Below are 17,599 nucleotides of genomic sequence, written 5' to 3' on the forward strand. Positions count from 1 at the left end.
GGAACCTACGCGCCGGCTCGCAGTTCTGGCCCCTGCGGGAAGCGGGTTCCCGGGACGGTCGTGTCAGCCGCGAACCGTATCCTTGCGGCGATCACCATCGAAACGCGCACACGGGGGTCCACATGACCGTTCACCGGCCAGGACTGCCGGAGGACCTTCCGCCGGCCGAGGAGCTGTGGGCGCGCTGGGCGCTGCTCGCCGCCCTCGAGGCGACTACCGCATACGAGGAGCGCCCGCCGGGCTACCGGACCGGCCGGTGGATCGATGACGAGGGCCTCCACTGGGACGACTGCGGCTGCACCTGGTGGGTCATGTCCAAGCAAGGCGACGGCCGGTTCGTGCTCTACGGCGAGGACGAGGCGAGCGACGTCAAGTGGTACGAGCCGGCGATCGACGTGCTGGCGGGCGGCCCGGACTGGCTGCCCTACGAGGAACTTCGGGACCGACTCGAAGGGCACGAAATCGGCTGCGTCTACTGGTACGAGAACGGCGCCTGGGCCCGGGCACCGTACCCGGACGACCTTGACGACGACGGCCTGGACTGCGGCATGAGCTACTTCATCGACCGCAGCGAGGTCTTGGGCGCACTGACGAACCACCTGGACGACACGGTCGACGGGCCGAGCGCGGACAGCCTCCTGGCCGCCGCAGAAACGTACCGACTGGAGCCGCACAGGCTGCTGGAAAGGCTGTGCCGGACCAACCGCTACGACGATCCGTTGGACCGGCCGGCCCTCGTCCGAGCGCTGGCCCGCACAGGTCTGACCGGGGAGTTCGCGGCGACCGACACGCTCTGACGAACAGGACGGCAGCGGCTCGGCTGCCGGTCCACGGAGAGGCCCGGGACGAACGCCCCGCCGGTGCCGATCCCGCCTGCGGCAGCCACCGAGCTCGCCGACCGGCCAGGCACACGGTGTTCACCCGCCTGCAGGAGATGCTGGAGGCGACCCAGCCCGGAGACGCGGGACCGCAGCGAGGTGACCGCGCGGCTGACCGGGCCGGCCCGCCACCCGCAGTCGTCAGGTCCGCGGCTCCGCGGACTCGCGGGGCGGGTTTGACACCACGCAGACCCGCCCCGCGCGGCAGAACAGCCGGGTTCAAGCCCCTGCAACGCTCAGCGGTGGGCGAGGGCTTGGATCGGCGCCCCGGCAGGCGGAGCGCCGATCTTGGTCGGTACACGCGGCAACGTGTCCTACCGGTCTCCTGATCGTGTGGCTGGAGCCCGCAACTCTCAGGAACGGCCGGAGTGTTCCGGTCGCCTGAAGAGGATCGCGGAGACCTTTAAGCGAACGGTGAAGGCGGCTGGGACGGCTGTGCATCAACACTGGGATGCCTCTGCATCAATACGTCGCCCATCGCGCCGTGAACGTGTTCCCCTGCGCAGACCAGCAGGTGGAGATCGGGTTTTTGCTCGCGGCGGCCTGCGGGCTCCGCTTTCGATGCGTGGACGTGCACGCATCAACTTCTAGGGGGCTGCCGTGACGGCCCGGGAGGGTGGCACGCTTCAGGTCCCACCGGTGTCGGCAAACGCCGGTCGGATGCAATGTCCTTGGAGCCCGCAACATGCCCACGCGCCTTGCGCATGGGCTTCGATTCTCAGGAGGCAGCACCATGTCGAGTACCTTTCCGTCGGCGAGCTGTGTCGTGCATGGTGTCCCCGGTCCGCATCGGCCCTCCATGCCCGATGCCATCGTCATCGTGGTCATCACTGTGCTGGCCTGCGGGCTGTCGGTCTCCGGCCAGGCACCGACATCGATCCTCGCGGTACTAAGTAGCGCTGGCCTTGTGGCTGCTGTCACGGCGCGGGCCCTGCGGTGCGGAACTCCGAGGCTGGGTCGCACGATCGTGCGCGTGGCACACGCGGTCTCCGCGCCGTAAGGGCGTTGCGGTGGCGGGGCGTAGAGAGAATCCGATAAAGACGTCCAACCGGGCGCTGGTCACATTGGCACAGTGGCTGCGTGACCAGCGGGCGGCCCGAGGGTGGTCGTATGCCCAACTGGCGTCCCGTGCGGGCTGCCATGCTACGACCCTGCAGCGAGCCGCATCGGGGCGGGCGGTACCGAGTGCTCACAGCGTGAAGGCGTACGCACAGGCGTGTGGAGTCTCCGTCGAGGTCGCCATGGAGTTGTGGGTGGAGGCCCGCAGGGCGGAGCAGCGCAGCATCACGAGCGGCCGTGCATCGAGTCCTCAGGAAATCCAAGACGTCGACGCGCTCCGGGCGGGGCTGCGGGAACTGCACGCGTCGGCGGGGCGGCCGTCCATGCGGGAGATGGAGCGGCGAGCCGGCGGGTTGGGCAGGCTTCCGCACAGCACGGCGCACCGCATCGTGCTCGGCCGGACTGTGCCGCGCGACGAGCAACAGCTGATCGGGTACCTGACAGCGTGCCGCATCGCCGAGGCGGCGCATCAGCCGTGGGTCACTGCGTGGCGGCGCGCACTGGGTCTGGGGACGCGCATCCCCCCGGCCCCGCGCACGCCGACGCCACCTGCCCCGCTGATCGTGCAGCCGGTGGTCGAGGCGCCTGCCCCGATGCCCGCGTCGGGCCCGTACTTCATGCTGCTTGGGCCAGTCAGGGCCTCCTTTGACGGTCGGCCGTTGCCTTCGGGTTCCCCGCAGCAGCGGGCGCTGCTCGCCGCCCTGCTGCTGCGCGACGGGCGCACCGCGACGGCCTCCGAGCTCATCGACGCCATCTGGGGCGACGATCCGCCCTCCCAGGCGCTGGCCGCGGTCCGTACGTACGCCTCGCGGCTGCGCAAGGTCCTCGGCCCAGGGGTCCTGGTCAGCGAGTCGGGCGGCTACGCGATCCGCGTCGACGCGGGCACCCTCGACCTCAATGCCGCCGAGGAGCTGGCGGCAGCCGCAGAGAAGGCGCGGGCCAGGGGGGACCAATATCGGGCCCGCACCCTCCTCAACGAGTCGCTCGCCCTGTGGGAGGGCGAGCCCCTGGCGAGCGTGCCGGGACCGTACGCCGAGAACCAGCGCACCCGGCTCGGCGAGTGGCGTCTCCAGCTCACCGAGGCGCGGCTCGACATGGACCTGGAAGCGGGCTGTCACGCCGAGGCGGTCTCCGAACTTACCGCGCTCACTGCCGCCCACCCCCTGCGCGAACGCCTCCGCGAGCTGCTCATGCTCGCCCTGTACCGCAGCGGGCGGCAGGCCGAGGCGCTAGCCGTGTACGCCGACACCCGGCGCCTCCTCGCCGACGAACTCGGCGTCGACCCGCGCCCCGAACTCGCCCGCCTCCAGCAGCGGATCCTCCAGGCTGACGAGGACCTGACCCGGCCGAGCGAGGCCACGACGAAGAGTGCCCCGGTCCTGGTGCACCCTTCCCAACTCCCGGCGTCCGTAGCAGACTTCACTGGGCGCGTCTCCTTCGTGCGCGAACTGGCCGCGCAGCTCGCGCACGCGGAGCGCCACGTGATGGCGGTGTCCGCTCTCGCCGGGATCGGCGGCGTCGGTAAGACCACCCTCGCCGTGCACGTGGCGCACGCTGCTCGCCCGCACTTCCCCGACGGCCAGCTGTACGTCGACCTTCAGGGGACCAGCTCCCGGCCCGCAGAACCCGAGACGGTCCTCGGTGCGTTCCTGCGGGCACTCGGCACAGCGGACTCAGCGATCCCGGACACCCTCGTCGAGCGCTCAGCGCTCTACCGGTCAGTGCTGGGCGGACGCCGGGTCCTGGTCCTCCTGGACAACGCCCGGGACGCGGCTCAGGTCAGACCCCTGCTGCCCGGCACCGAAGGCTGCGCGACCCTGGTCACCTCACGGATCCGCATGCTCGACCTGGCGGGCTCCCATCTGGTGGACCTGGACGTGATGTCCCCGCAGGAGGCGCTCCAATTTTTCACCAGGATCGTGGGTGAAGAGCGCGTCGCCTCCGAACGCATGGCGGCCCTGGATGTGGTGACTGCCTGCGGCTTCCTGCCTCTGGCCATCCGTATCGCGGCATCTCGCCTTGCGGCCCGCCGCACCTGGACGGTCTCGGTCCTCGCGGCGAAACTCGCGAATGAACGCCACCGGCTGGACGAGCTGCAGGCTGGAGACCTTGCCGTGAAGGCCACCTTCGAGCTGGGCTACGGGCAGCTCGAAGAGGAACAGAAACGCGCGCTTCGCTTGTTCAGCTCGTTCGTCAGCCCGTTCGTCACCCTGTCACTTATGGCGGATCGGCTCGGCTGTGGCGCAGAGGCTGCGGAGGAATTGCTCGAGAGCCTGGTGGACACCGGGCTTCTGATGTCGATGGGCCCGGGCTGCTACCACATGCACAACCTGGCCCGGCTTTTTGCACAGTCGCGTGCGGAACTCGAAGAGCCGCCGGCACAGGGACTCGCCTGACAGGCGTCCCGCCCCGGGGAGCCGAGCGCGCCCCCGTCCTGTGGCGCCGTCGGCGAGGTTCCACTTCCCCTCGCCGAGGGGGCCGGTGACGTACTCACGGAACGTGAGAGCTCCCGAGCGCCCCGGACCGGCACGAAGGCGGCATCGTCCTCATACCAGCCGTCGACGTAGAGAGTGTGCCGCGAAGCCGGCCAGCCGTACGGAGGCACCACTCGGCCAACGTCCTGCTCGCAGCCGGGCAGCGCTCTGCTGATGTTCCGTGGCCGTACCGCCTCCCGCCGTCGGGCGCGACGCCTGCCGTCCCCAGCAGCACCGAGATCCCTGCCAGGCCGTCGCGAGGGCACCGCGGACCAACCTGCGTTGTCAGTGGTCCTCGTTAGTCTTCCCTCATATCGCAGTTCAGGGGCTTCGTGGCCCTTAATTCGGGCTGCGCTGACATCTGATGGACAGGCAGAGGGGCACGGCTGATGGCGTGGCTGGCAGCGGGTGAGGGGTACGAGATCACCCTCGAGGACGGGCGTGTGGTCGCACGGCGCGTCGGAGGGCGGCAGTTGAAGGCGCTGCCGAAGGCGTTGCGCGACAGTCCCGAGGTCGACCGGCTGAGGCAACTGGCCGAGTGGCTGGACCGGCACGCGGCCTCGTGCGTGGCTCAGGTGGATGCCTGGATGGTGTCGTCGCTTCCGGTTCCGACCGAGCTGATCGCACGGGTGTGGCCGGACGAGGCGTGGCAGGCGGCGCTGCGTGACATGGCCGTCGTGGGCGACGATCCGGACGAGGTCGGCTTCCTGCGGGACGTCACCGGCGACGGGGAGCTCAAGGTGGTCGACCTCGACGGTGAGACCGTGCGGCTGTCGCCGCGCACGGTGACGCTTCCCCACCCCGTTCTCCTGCCGGACCTGGACGACGTGCGGGACTTCGCGGCCGACCTCGGGATCACCCAGAAGGTGGAGCAGATCCACCGGGCGACCTGGACCAGGCCGGACGGGCCGGATGCCGGGCGCCCGGCGACGGCGACGGCAACGGCAACGGAGATACGGGACTACGCGGGCGGGAAGTTCGCCTCGCGGTTCGGTCTCGCGGCGCGCGCCACAGGCCTCGGCTACCGGGTGTCCGGTGGCTACGCCACGTGCAAAGTACGTGATGGGGGCCGCAGCACGGAGGCGTCGGTGTGGATCGGCGAACCGTACTGGGACGGGGAATCGGAGACCGGCGGGCTGAGCTGGCACGACGAGGACGGCCGCGCGGTGCGGCTGACCGAGGTCGGGCCGGTGGCCTGGTCCGAGGGGATGCGCATGGCCGCTGCGCTGTACGCCGGCCGCACGATCGAAGAGGGTGGGGACGCGTGACCGGGATGGTTGGGAACGACAACAAGGAGCTGCTCGCGGCAGGCGCGGTCCTCCCGGCCGAGGCGCGGGATGCGGGCCCCTCAGCCGTCGAGCTGACCGCGCGGGCCTATCGCCACGCGGTGCTCGGCGAGGATCGGGTCGTTGTGCGGCTGGCCGCGGCCGAACTGGGCCCCGCCGAGGACCTCGCCGCCGGCTTCCTCGGACTCGAGCCGCAGGGCGAGCCGGCCGTGGTCGGTCTCGGGCGGCGCCAGGAACTCGGCTTTCCCGAGTGGGTGCTGGTGCACCACCCCGAGGATGGGCACCACGCCCTGGCGGTCGTGCCGGAGCTGGACCGGCTTGCCCGGCAGGCCAAGACCAAGCCCAAGGCCGCCCTGGACGCCTGCCACGAGCTGGCCGGGCGGCTCGCCTCGGCCGTCCCGCACTTCCTGCCCGTCTTCTACGAGCAGGCCGCGCGGGTCTTCCTCGGCGTCGAGAACCGCACGTACGCCGGCCAGCTGTTCGCCCGTGCCCGCACGAGTGAGGCGCAGCACGGGCTGACGGTCGACGAGGACCGGCTCGACGCCCTGTTCCTGGAGTTCGCTCTGGCCGGCGCGCTGCCGGTGAAGGTCCTGACCGGTTACGGCAAGGACCTGTCGGCCCGGCTCGCGCCCGTCGAGGCGTACGAGCGGTTCCGGCGGCTGTGCGTGCGCCGGACCGCCGGCGGTCTCGCGCCGTCCGCCCAGGCCGCGGTGGAGCTGAAGCGGCTCGCCCGCGCCGCGGCCCTGTCCGGCAACGAGGCGGAGCAGGACTACCTCGCCGAGCTCCTTCCGCTGCCGGCCAGCTTGCGGGCCGCCGCCGGTTGGTGGAAGTCACACCGCGGCGCGCTGGTCGCGCTGGCCCGGCGCGTTCCGTCCGTGCGGGGCACGCTGCTGTCGATGACCCCGCCCGGGGACAACGGGGATATGACCGAGCTGTGGCTGGGAATCTTGGCGGAGTCGGGGGCCGACGCCGGTCTCGTGGACGCCGACCTGCCGCAGGAGGAGCAGTGCTCCGACGGCGCGGCGGGCTGGCTGGAGCGCTTTTACAGCGCCCGGCACCGCGGTTGGGGGCCGCGCCCGACGCCGCCCGCCCTGCTGGAGCTGGTCGAGCGGGCGGCCGGCCGGCTGCGTGCCGATCTGGCGGCGCGGCCCGAGGGCGAGCGCTTCCTACGGATCGGTGTCGAGGACGTGAACCTGCTGGATCTCCTGCTCTCGCTGGAGATCGCGGTCGCCGACCCCGAGGCGAAGTCCGCCCACTACCAGCGCGGCGACGCCCTGAACCTGTCGGACTGGGCCCGCGGCGAAGAGCCGCGGGAGCTGGTCGCGCTGGCGGCCGACCCGCGCTTCCGGCCCGCCTTCGGGCGCGGGGTGAACAGCTACAACAGCGCGTCCTCCGGTGCGGACGTGATGCGGCGGCTGGCCGCCTCGCCCGGCGGCCGCCCGATGCTCGCCGAGTGGATGCGCGAGGTGGCCGCCTCGTCGGTGGCGGCCGGGCTGCCCGGACTGCCGAAGTCGATCGAGCGGCTTTCGTGGCTGCCCTCCGAGGCTCTCGCGCTCGCGCCGCAGGAGGTCGCGGCCGCGGCCGGAGCCGATCTCGGCGAGGCCCTGGCGCGCACGCTTCGGGGCGGTCTGTGGGAGGAGCTGCGCTGGCCGACGTGGGAGGAGGCGCTGACGGAGCTGGCACCGGGGCACCACACCACCGAGGGTCTGACGGTCGTCGAGGCCTGGCCGTATCTGATCGTGGCCAACGCGACGCAGGTGCGCGTCATCGACGCCGACTCCACCGTTCTCGTGCACGATCTGCGGCTGCCCACCTCGTCCGTGTGGCGGACGGGCTTCCACTACGTGGACGGTGCGTTGCTGGTGTTCTGGAACACGTACGGTCGCGGCGAGCCGCAAGGCTACTGGCACACCGCGCCCGACACGGTGTTCGCTCTCGCCGGAGTCGGCGCCGGCTCCTGGGCCATGCGTTCGGATCACCTCAGCCTGCAGCTGCCCGGCGGCGGCCGCACCACCGGCGGCGGGGTCCTCCACAGCGGCGACACGAAGCTGCCCGCGGAGCGCGCACTGCTGTCCGACGGCACGTCGTACTGGGTGTGGCAGGACAGGGACGGGGAGGACAAGGGCGGCTGGCTCGAATACGACCCCGTGGGCGGTGCGTACGGCCGGCGTTCGCAGCCCGGATTCCTCGCCGACGCGCTGCTGCGGCACGCCCCCGGGGCCGAGTTGGCGGCCGGCTCGTGCTGGCTGCGGCCCGCCCCGGAGGTGGCGGGTTCGGCCCAGGGGACGTCCGCGGACGGGCTCCTCGGCTGGCGTGTCGTGCGGCTGTCCGACGGCGGCCACCGCGGCGAGGACACCACCGGACGGGTCGTCACCCTTCCGAAGGGCGCCGACAGGCCGGTCGCCGCGCTGACGTTCCCCGGCGACGACCGGCCGCGGGCACTGACCCAGCAGTGGCGCGAGCTGTCGCTCAGCGACCCGGAGGGCACAGTCACGACGTCGGCCCGGTGCGACCACCGCAACGAGCTGTACGCGACCGCGGCTCAGGCCCTGCCGCCGCTGCCGTACCTGTACATGCTGCGCGCGCGTGATCCGCAGGGGTCGGCGGCGCTGCGGGGTGCCGACGCCGAGTCGGCCGGCGCCCTGCTGAAGGCGGCTGTGCTCGCGGAGCGGGCGGCGGACCTGCCCGAGCTGGTGAGCGCCGCGCTGCCGCAGGTCTCGGCCCCCGAGCTGGTCGCCGGCGTGGTGAAGGTGCTGCGCTTCGCGGTGCGGCAGCAGAAAACGCTGGACGCCGTGGCCGAACGGCTCGACCCCGCCGCCGAGCCCACGGAGGTCCGGGTCCAGGGACCGAGCGACCATGTGCTCGCCAAGGCGCTGCACGGCATCGTCGACACCGGCTACTACAGCTACGGCGCGGACACCGACGTGACCCACCAATACCTGGAGACCCTGGCGTCCGTGCGCGCGAACACCGCCGCCACGGCGCTGCCGGGCCGGCTGCACTTCGATCTGCCGTCGCTGCCCTACTCGGGACTGCCGTTCGCCTCGCTCCTGGACGAGCCGGCCGCGATCGCCTACCGGGCCGTCGCGCCCGGCAGCGACCCGGCACACCGGGCAGCCCTGCTCGAAGTCCTCGGCCGGGTGGACGCGCTGGGACTGGCCTCGACGGCGGCCTCGGCCGGTCACTGGCGCCGGGTCCTGGTCCGCCTGGCGACGCCTCACCTGCACACGCCGGACGGCCAGCGGCGCAACGTCGCGCACCGCAGTGTGCTGCCCCTGGGCGGCGGTGCTGTGCTCGGCATCACCGAGCACAACTCCGGCGTCGACGACGGATGGGAGTTCGGCGCGCTGCTCCACGACCCGAACGGCCGTTTCGAGGTGCCCGGCCCCTACACCGTGAGCGGTGACGCGCCGGTGGGCGACCGGGTGCGCGCCGCCGACTGGCTGACCGGCTTCCTCGGGGAGGCGCAGTCCCGTGAGGCGGTGCCCTTCCTGCCGGAGGCCGCCGACGAGTTCAGCCGCCTCACCGGTGTGTCCCGGGCGCTGGCCCGGATCGTTCTCGCGGGCATGCCCGACGTGGACAGCTGGGAGAACAATTTCCTGCCGACCGAGCTGCGCAAGGCGCTCGGGCTGAAGGTGGCCGAGGCGGGACACGCCCGCGACGAACTGCGCGCGCTCCCGGTCGAGGTACGCCGGGCGGTGCTCGCGGCGCTCCTGCCCGACGACCCGGCACGGCTGTGGAGCGAGGGCCCGGACGTGGCGTCGGCGGCCGCCGTGTGGAACGAGAAGGTGGGACGGCGCCGGCAGGTGCCCGACTGGCTGGCGGCGGAGGCTGCGCGCGCCGCGCGCAGCGGCTGGCCCGTGCACCGGGCGCTCCCGGCGCTGCTGGAACCGGCGTCGTCGCAGGAGCTCGGCGTCGACGTGCCGTGGCACATCGAGGGCGATCACCCGGCGACGGCGTCCCCCGCCGATGCGCCGTTCACCTCGGCGGTGCTGGTCGGCTCGATGAGCCTGATGGCCTGGCTGGCCCACCGGCTGCCCGCCGGCGATCCGGTACGGGCGGCGCTGCCGAGTGCGCTGACCGCCGTGCGGCAGCGTCTCGCGGCACCCGAACTGCTGCTTTCCGCGGGGCACTACACGAGCCTCGCGGACTTCCGGAAGGTGGCCGGCGCCCCGACGGAGACGGCACAGGACCACGAGCGGTACGGCGCGGTGCTCATGGCCACGCAGGACGGCCAGCCCCGGCCGGCCATACGGCCCGCCCTGCTGGACTCCACCGGCTCCGACCCGTACCTGGTGGCTCTGCGCGGCGCCGATCAGCAGTCGACCGAGGTCGAGACGGCCCTGCGGCGGGCGCACGACCCGGCGTTCGCACGGCTGCTGGCCGACCCGGGCGCGCCCGCGGCCGGCACGGCGGACGACGAGGGCCTGTGGTGGCCGCAGGATCCGTCTCGTTCGGTGCCCGAGCGGGTGGCCGAGGTCGCCGAGGCACGCGGTCTGACCGCCGACGCGGCGACGCTGTACCTGATGCTGCTGGCCATGCCCGACCCGACGGACCGCAACACCGCGCGATGGACGGGGTGGAAGCCGGCCCGTCTCAAGACGGCGCGGGCCGAACTGGCCGAGACCGACTTGGTGGTGTCGGCCGTACGGGCCCGGGCGGGACGCTCGCTGGTCTTGCCGGGCGCCTGGGCGGAGCAGTCGGCGCCCGTCCTGCCCGTCGAGCAGTGGAAGCTGCCGATGTACGGGGTGGCCACGGGCGGCCGGCCGGTGCTGGGCACCCTGGCGCCGACCGAACCGGCCGCGGAACTGTACGCCCGGGCCTGGCAGCGGATCCTCGACGGCGACCTCCCGCGCTTCGAGGAGCTGAAGGTGCGGCGTACGAGGCGCCGCCGCTGAGGCGCCGCCGAACGGCACCTGAGCCGTCGCTGACCGGCCGCCCGTCGTCAGCACGGCGCGGCGCGCCCGCCCGGGTGCGCCGCGCCGGTCCCCCCGACCCGTATGCACACCTGTCGAACCATGACGAAGGAAACCCGCATGACCGTCACCGAACAGACCGCACCCGTCCGGCAGGGCCAGCCGGCCGAGGAGCGCCATGCCGCCGAACTCGCCTTCCTCGCCGCCCAGGACCCCGGGCCGCGGCCGCCCGGATGGGCGCTCACCCCTCGCGCGGTGGTCACGTTCGTCTGCGGCACCGACGGCGCGGAGCTGGCCCTGTCCCGGCGTCGCGCCGGTCTGCCGTCGAAGCTGGTGATCGCCCCGAAGTTCGTCGGCGAGCGCGCGCTGGTCGAACGCTGTGTGGTCACCCTCGCCGGAGAGCGCGGGCTGCTGCTCACCGGTGAGCCCGGTACGGCCAAGTCGATGCTGTCGGAGCTGCTCGCGGCCGCTGTCAGCGGGACCAGCGCTCTGACGGTGCAGGGCACGGCGGGCACCACCGAGGACGCGTTCCGCTACGGCTGGAACTACGCCCTGCTCCTCGCCCAGGGCCCCACCCCGCAGGCCCTGGTGGACTCCCCGGTCCTCGCCGCCATGCGGGCCGGACGGGTGGTGCGGGTCGAGGAGATCACCCGCTGTCTGCCCGAGGTTCAGGACGCCCTCGTCTCCATCCTGTCGGACCGGCGGATCAGCGTACCCGAGCTGACCTCCACCGAGGACGCAGTCGTCCGCGCCGCCCCCGGCTTCACCGTCATCGCCACCGCCAACCTGCGCGACCGGGGCGTCTCCGAGATGTCGGCCGCGCTGAAGCGCCGCTTCAACTTCGAGACCGTCGACCCGATCGCCGACGCCGACGCCGAGGCGGTCCTGATACGCCGCCAGGCTGTCGCCGCCGTGCAGCGGGCGGGCGCGGCCTTCGCCGTCGACGACGCCGTCCTCGACGCCCTCGTCACCGTCTTCCGCGACCTGCGATCCGGCCGCTCCAACGAGGGCTGGGACGTGGAGCGGCCGGGCACGGTCATGTCCACCGCCGAGGCCGTCCAGGTGGCGGCGTCGCTGGGGGTCGCGGCCGCCTACCTGCCCGGCGAGGACGTGCTCGACCTGCTGCCGGGACATCTGCTCGGCGTGGTCCGCAAGGACGACCCCGCCGACCACGCACGGCTGCTGGGCTACTGGGACGGCCCGGTGCGCCGCCGCGCCGAGAACGGCTCGGCGATGTGGCGCCGGCTCTGGGACCTGCGCGGGAGCCTGCGTTGACGACCGTCGATCCACGGACGGCCGTGGACGCACTGGCCGCATCGCGTGCGCCGTACCTGCTGGGAGTGCGCCACCACAGTCCGGCGCTGGCCGCGGTGGTACCCGCCCTGCTGGAAGAGGCGCGGGCCGAGGTGGTCTGCGTCGAGCTGCCGACCGACTTCCAGCCCTGGGTGGAACACCTGGCGGACCCCGAAACCGTCACCCCGGTCGCCCTGGCGGGGGCGGGCGAGGGAGGACGGCTTTCGTTCTACCCGTTCGCGGACTTCTCACCGGAGCTCGCCGCGGTCCGCTGGGCCAGAAGCCGCGGGGTGGAGGTCGTGTGCTGCGACCTTCCCCTCGGCGACCCGCGCTGGTCGGCGGGGGCACTCGGGCCGGTGCGCGAGCAGGACGGGAGCGAGGCCGTACGTCCGGAGGCCGATGCGCCCTTGGGGGTCACGGGTGGGGACGATGCCGGTTCCGACGCCGGTCCTGACCCTGCTCCCGGCGATGGGACGACGCGGGTGCGGCGCTCGTACGCCGAGGCGCTCGCCGCCGCCGGGACCGGCCGGGACGGTGACGATCTGTGGGACCGCGCGGTGGAGGTGCTGGCTCCGGGGTGCGCCCCGGACGCGGTGCGCCGAGCCGCGCTGGGCGTGGGCTGGGCCCTGCGCGCCGACGCCGCCGTACCCGCCGCCGACCTGGCGCGGGAGGAACGGATGCGGCAAGTGATCGCCTCTGCCTCGGCAGACGGGCGCCGGGTGGCAGCCGTGATCGGCGCCTTCCACGCACCCGCGCTTCTCGCGTCCACGAAGGCGGATGCCGGAGCGGAGGCCGGGGCCGGGACGGCGAGTGTCTCCGGCGCTACGGGGCGGGCGGCCGACCCGTCCGAGGCCGCGCCGCGTAGTGCGGGGCCCCGCACGTGGGGGTCCAGGACGGACGCGGCAGGGGTCTGGGCGGCCGGCAGGGCTGGGGAAGACGGCGCCGCAGCGACCGAGGGCTCGGCGGTGACCTCCCTCGTGCCGTACTCCTTCGACCTGCTCGACTCCCGGTCCGGCTACCCGGCTGGAATCCGCGACCCGTTGTGGCAGCAGGCGGTGCTCACCGCCGCCGGCGATCCGGAACGGATCCGGGAGGCGGCTGCCGACGCGGTGACCGGCCTGTGCCGCGAGATGCGCCGCAGCGGTCACACCGCGGGGACCGGCGAGGCCGCCGAGACGCTGCGCCTGGCCTGCGACCTGGCCGCACTGCGCGGACTGCCCGCACCCGGACGCGGCGAACTCCTGGAGGCCGTCACCACTGTCCTCGGCCAGGGCGAACCCCTCGGCCGGGGCCGGGCCCTGGCCCGCGCGCTGGAGGCCGTGTTCGTGGGCACCGCACGCGGCCGGATCAGCCCGCACGCGCCCCGGTCCGGTCTCGGCCCCTCGGTCGAGGCCGAACTCGCGGAACTGCGGCTGCCCCGACCGGACGACCCCGACCGCCGCGACCTGCGCCTCGACCCGCTCCGTTCACCGCTGGACGGCCGCCGCGAAGTGCTGCTCCAGCGGCTGCTGGTGATCGGCGCCTCGTACGGCGAACCCCTGGACGTGGCGAGCACGGGCGACGGCACCGCGCTCGGCACCAGGTGGCGTCTGACGTGGACGCCGTCCGTGCCCGCACGCCTCGACCTCGCGGGCGTGCGCGGGGTGACCGCGGCCCAGGCCGCAGCCGGTACGCTCGCCGCGACCGCGCGCCACGAGGCCGCCGAGGGCGGCCCCACCCCGGCCCAGATCCTCACCGGGCTGACCGTCGCCGCGCGCTGCGGCCTGCCCGAACTGGTCGACGCACGCCTGTACGAGGCCTCCGTCGTGCTGCCCGACAGCGCCGACCTGCCCGAGCTTCTCCAGGCCCTGGACCTGTTGGAGGGACTGCGGCGCGGCCACTACCCCGACACGATGCAGGACGCCCGCACGACGGCCGGCGCGCTCACGGAGGAACTCCTTGAGACCGCGGTCCGGTCCCTGCCCGGCCTCGCAGGGAGCGACAGCGGCGCCGACGCCGCGGCGCTGGTGGCGCTGGCGGACCGTACGGCCGCCCGTCATCTGGGCCTGCGACTGGACAGGGCGCTCGCCGAGCTCGCGGCCGAGGGCTCCCCGCTCATCCAGGGCGCGGCCCTGGCCGTACGCGTGCTGCTCGACCTGGACGACACGGCCGGGCTGGGCGAGCGTACGGCCGGCTGGATCGACGGGGCCACGGCTCCGGACACGCGCCGGGCGCTGGCGAAGCGTCTTGCCGGGCTGCTCACAGCCGCCGGTCCCCTGCTCCAAGCGTCGCCGGACGCGCTCGCCGCGCTCATGGACCGGGTTGACGCGCTGGCCGACCAGGACTTCCTCGACCGGCTCCCGGCCCTGCGCGGCGGCTTCGACACACTGACCCCGGCCGCGCGCGAGAGGCTGCTCACCACCGTGACGGAGCGGCTCGGCGACCGGCTCGACTTGTCACTCGACGCCCCGCCCGAGCTGCTCGCCCTGTGGGCGGCGGCCGACGCGGCCGGATCGGCAGCGCTGAAGGCCCTGAGCCTGCCGGGCGCGGACGCCGACGCAGGAACGGACCCGGGCCCGGACCCGGCCGACAACCCCCGCCCCGTACCCCCACCCGCAGCGGACTGCGCCGCCGCGGACGACGCGGACCGACGGCTCGGCCGTGCCGACCGCTGGCGGTTGCTGCTCGGCCGCCACAAGGAACGGCTCACCTGCGACGCGCGCCGCTACGCCCACGCCCTGGACGAGCTCTACGGCCGAGGGCGCGGCGAAGGCGCCCAGGACCTGGCCGGCGGCGCACCAGGCCGAGGCGGCGGTCAGGACCCGTCCTTCCCCACCGCGCGGGAGTGGGCGCAGGAACTGGAGGCCCTCTTCGGCACCGACGTACGCGAGGAGGTCCTCGCGGAGGCCGCCGACGCGGGTCGCACCGACGTGCTCGCGCAGCTCGATCCGGCGTCGGTACGCCCGTCGGTGGAGCTGCTCGGTTCAGTGCTGTCCCTGGCCGGAGGCATGCCCGAGGCCCAACTCGCCCGGCTGCGTCCGCTGGTGAAGCGGCTCGTCGACGAGCTGTCCCGGGAGCTGGCCACCCACCTGCGCCCGGCGCTCACCGGTCTGGCCACCCCGCGCCCGACCCGACGGCCCGGCGGGCGCCTCGACCTCGCCCGTACCCTGCGGGCCAATCTCGCCCACACCCGACGGACGGAGGGCGGCCGGCTCGTCGTCGTACCGGAGCGCCCGCTGTTCAGCACGCGGGCGAGCAAGGAGGCGGACTGGCGCCTGCTCCTCGTCGTCGATGTCTCCGGCTCGATGGAGGCGTCGGTGATCTGGTCGGCGCTGACGGCCGCGGTCCTCGGCGGGGTTCCGACCCTGTCCACGCACTTCTTGGCCTTCTCCACGCAGGTGATCGACCTGACCGACCGGGTCGAGGATCCGCTGTCACTGCTGCTGGAGGTCCGGGTCGGCGGCGGTACGCACATCGCGGCCGGTCTCGCGCACGCGCGTTCGCTGATCACCGTGCCGAGCCGCACGCTGGTCGTCGTGGTCAGCGACTTCGAGGAGGGCGCACCGCTCGGCGGGCTGCTGGGCGAGGTGCGTGCCCTGGCATCCTCCGGCGCCCACCTGCTGGGATGCGCTGCGCTCGATGACACCGGTACGCCGCGCTACTCGGTGTCCGTGGCGCGTCAACTCGTCGCGGCCGGTATGCCGGTGGCCGCCCTCAGCCCGCTCGAACTCGCCCGCTGGGTGGGCGACCGCCTTCGTGGAGAACCCCGTTGAGCACCGAACTCCTGCCTCCCGTCGCCCCCGACGTCCTCACCGACGCCGTGGAGCAGCTCAGCGCACGACTGCGCAAGAAACTCGACGCGGCGATCTCGGGCTGCGCCGACCAGGCCTCCGCCACGGCCGATGGGACGGTCGAGGTCCACTTCGGCGAGAACGCCACGGTCACGCTGTGCCCGGGTCCGTCCGGCACGGTCACGAACGCGGAACAGGCCGTGTGCACCTGCCTGTTGGCCCCGCGCTGCCTGCACCGGGCCGCGGTCCTGGGCGCGGCACCCATCGCCGATGGGGAGGGCGACGCGGGCGCGGGTGACGACTCGGGAACGGGTAAGGCCACAGCCTCCGACACGGGCGCGGGCCCCGAGGAGGCCGCACCCACAGCCCCCGCCGCCGAAGTCGCGGCCACGGTGGTCCCGTCGGCCGCCCTCACCGCGGCGCAGGTCCTTGCCGCCACGGCGCTGTGGGACGCCGCCGCCGAGGCCCTGTGCGCCGGCGTCACGGGGGGCGGCGCCGTGGTGCAGGCCGAGCTGCTCCGCGCCGCCCACACTGCGCGGCTGGCCGGGCTGCCGCGGGCCGAAGCGGCCGGGCTGCGAGTCGTACGGGGCCTGAGGGCCGCGCGGGAGCGGAGCGAGGGACAACGTCTCTCCGACCTCACCGAAGCCTTCCGTGAGCTGCTGGCCGGCACCGCCCTGCTCGCCTCCGGGTCGGCCGACACGGACGCGGCGGGCTCCGCGCGCCGGGTCTACGAACAGGGCGGCAGCCTGCGGGTGTACGGCCTGTGCCGGGAGCCGGTGCTGTCCGCGACGGGGTACGGCGGAGTGACCACGCACCTGGTCGGTTCGGACGGCGCCGGTTACTCGGTGTCCGACGTGCGCCCCGGTGGCCTCGCCCGCGTGAAGGGTGCGGGGTCCGCGTCCGTGGCGCTCGGCGGTGCCGTCCTCGACCACGCCGGGCTGGCGCGCGGGGGTCTGCGGATCGTCGGCGCGACCGTCTCCGCGGACGGGCGGCTCGGGGCAGGGCGGGGGGTCAGCGCGACGCCACTGCGCGGGGTGGACTGGTCCGAGGAACCCGCCGCCGCCCTCTTCACCCGACCGGTGGAGGAGGCGATGGCCGCTGTGCTCGCGGACGGCGCGCCCGAGGCAGGCGGGCTCGGCGGGACGGCGCCGAGTCTGCTGGGCTGCGACGTCGAAGTGATCGGTGCGGCCGGCGACTCTGTCGTCGCCCGCGTCGCCGGTGAGGGACCGCTGCTGCGGCTCCGCCCCGCACACCCCCACCCGGAGCTGCCGCACGCCGCCAACCTGCGCCGGATCGCCGAACACCCGGGGCTCGCCCTGCGTGTGCTCGGCCGCCCCGACCTGAACCGGGCGGCGACGCTCCGGTCGCTGGCGGTCGGGCCGGTGCCGGGGGAGTCCGCCACGCTGCGGCTGCCGGACGCATGGAAGGGCCGTGCCGACCTGGGCTATGACCGGCTCCAGGGCGAGAACTTCCCCCGCGAGACGGCGGGATCCGCAGACTGCGGGCCTGTCACCACGGGCCCCGACCCGCTGGCGGAGGCACCGCTGTGGCGCGTCCGGCGCCTGCTGGAGACGGGTGTCGCGGGCGGTCGCCGTGCCGTGGCTGAGGCGGGCCGAGGGACGGACGCGGCCTCGCTCTCCGCCCGCCTGACCCGGGCGGAACTTGGCGTAGCGGCCCACCTCGCACAGGCCCTGACAACGGAGGCGGGCCGCCGCCCCCGCGACACCTTCGGCCGCCTGACCGACCCCTCGGCCGACGCCTACACGAAGGCCTGGCTCGCCTCGGCCGTGCACCTGGCGGCTGCGGAACGCTCGCTGGTGGCCGCGTCCTGGTCGTGACCTACCGCTGAGCCCACCGGGCCGCCTAGGGCGTGTTTCGAAAGTCCCGTCTGGCCGGGGGCGTCTGGCACGCACGTTCGCTGCG

The 17,599-nt window shown here is 73.8% G+C and carries 6 protein-coding genes and 3 pseudogenes; 8 read left to right on the forward strand and 1 reads right to left on the reverse strand.

Annotated features, from left to right (window positions below):
• Positions 1-122 precede the first annotated feature (122 nt).
• From ACH4EW_RS25245 to ACH4EW_RS25255, 3 genes and pseudogenes are all read left to right on the forward strand, one after another.
• Complete coding sequence (locus ACH4EW_RS25245) at positions 123-797, forward strand: hypothetical protein (RefSeq protein WP_398260521.1); 675 nt, start codon at positions 123-125, stop codon at positions 795-797.
• A 1,091-nt stretch (positions 798-1,888) separates the two neighbouring features.
• Positions 1,889-2,104, forward strand: a pseudogene (locus tag ACH4EW_RS25250) (multiprotein-bridging factor 1 family protein); the annotation flags it as partial.
• A 426-nt stretch (positions 2,105-2,530) separates the two neighbouring features.
• Positions 2,531-4,315, forward strand: a pseudogene (locus ACH4EW_RS25255) (BTAD domain-containing putative transcriptional regulator); the annotation flags it as partial.
• Positions 4,316-4,356: 41 nt separating this feature from the next.
• On the opposite strand, the pseudogene ACH4EW_RS25260 reads toward ACH4EW_RS25255, so the two are convergent.
• A pseudogene (locus ACH4EW_RS25260) lies at positions 4,357-4,438 on the reverse strand (HtaA domain-containing protein); the annotation flags it as partial.
• A gap of 362 nt (positions 4,439-4,800) precedes the next feature.
• Between ACH4EW_RS25260 and ACH4EW_RS25265 the strand changes: the two are divergent.
• The 5 genes from ACH4EW_RS25265 (at position 4,801) to ACH4EW_RS25285 (ending at position 17,514) form a co-directional block, all read left to right on the forward strand.
• Positions 4,801-5,679 (forward strand): DUF4132 domain-containing protein, encoded by an 879-nt coding sequence (locus ACH4EW_RS25265; protein ID WP_398260523.1) that lies wholly within the window; start codon positions 4,801-4,803, stop codon positions 5,677-5,679.
• 5 nt (positions 5,680-5,684) lie between these two features.
• On the forward strand, positions 5,685-10,595 hold the full coding sequence (locus ACH4EW_RS25270) for a DNA-binding protein (protein WP_398260593.1): 4,911 nt from the start codon (positions 5,685-5,687) through the stop codon (positions 10,593-10,595).
• A 138-nt stretch (positions 10,596-10,733) separates the two neighbouring features.
• Positions 10,734-11,888 carry an AAA family ATPase gene (locus tag ACH4EW_RS25275; RefSeq protein ID WP_398260525.1) on the forward strand — a complete coding sequence of 385 codons (1,155 nt, stop codon included), beginning with the start codon at positions 10,734-10,736 and terminating at the stop codon, positions 11,886-11,888.
• The gene (locus ACH4EW_RS25280) at positions 11,885-15,658 is read left to right on the forward strand and encodes a DUF5682 family protein (RefSeq protein WP_398260527.1); all 3,774 of its coding nucleotides are present in this window, start codon (positions 11,885-11,887) and stop codon (positions 15,656-15,658) included. Before ACH4EW_RS25275 ends, ACH4EW_RS25280 begins: the two co-directional genes overlap by 4 nt.
• Positions 15,655-17,514 (forward strand): hypothetical protein, encoded by a 1,860-nt coding sequence (locus tag ACH4EW_RS25285; protein ID WP_398260529.1) that lies wholly within the window; start codon positions 15,655-15,657, stop codon positions 17,512-17,514. The genes ACH4EW_RS25280 and ACH4EW_RS25285 overlap by 4 nt, the downstream gene beginning before the upstream one ends.
• The last annotated feature ends 85 nt before the right edge of the window (positions 17,515-17,599 follow it).

Origin of the sequence: Streptomyces sp. NPDC018000 (assembly GCF_044328025.1) — a bacterium.
In the GTDB taxonomy this organism is placed as follows: Bacteria; Actinomycetota; Actinomycetes; order Streptomycetales; family Streptomycetaceae; genus Streptomyces.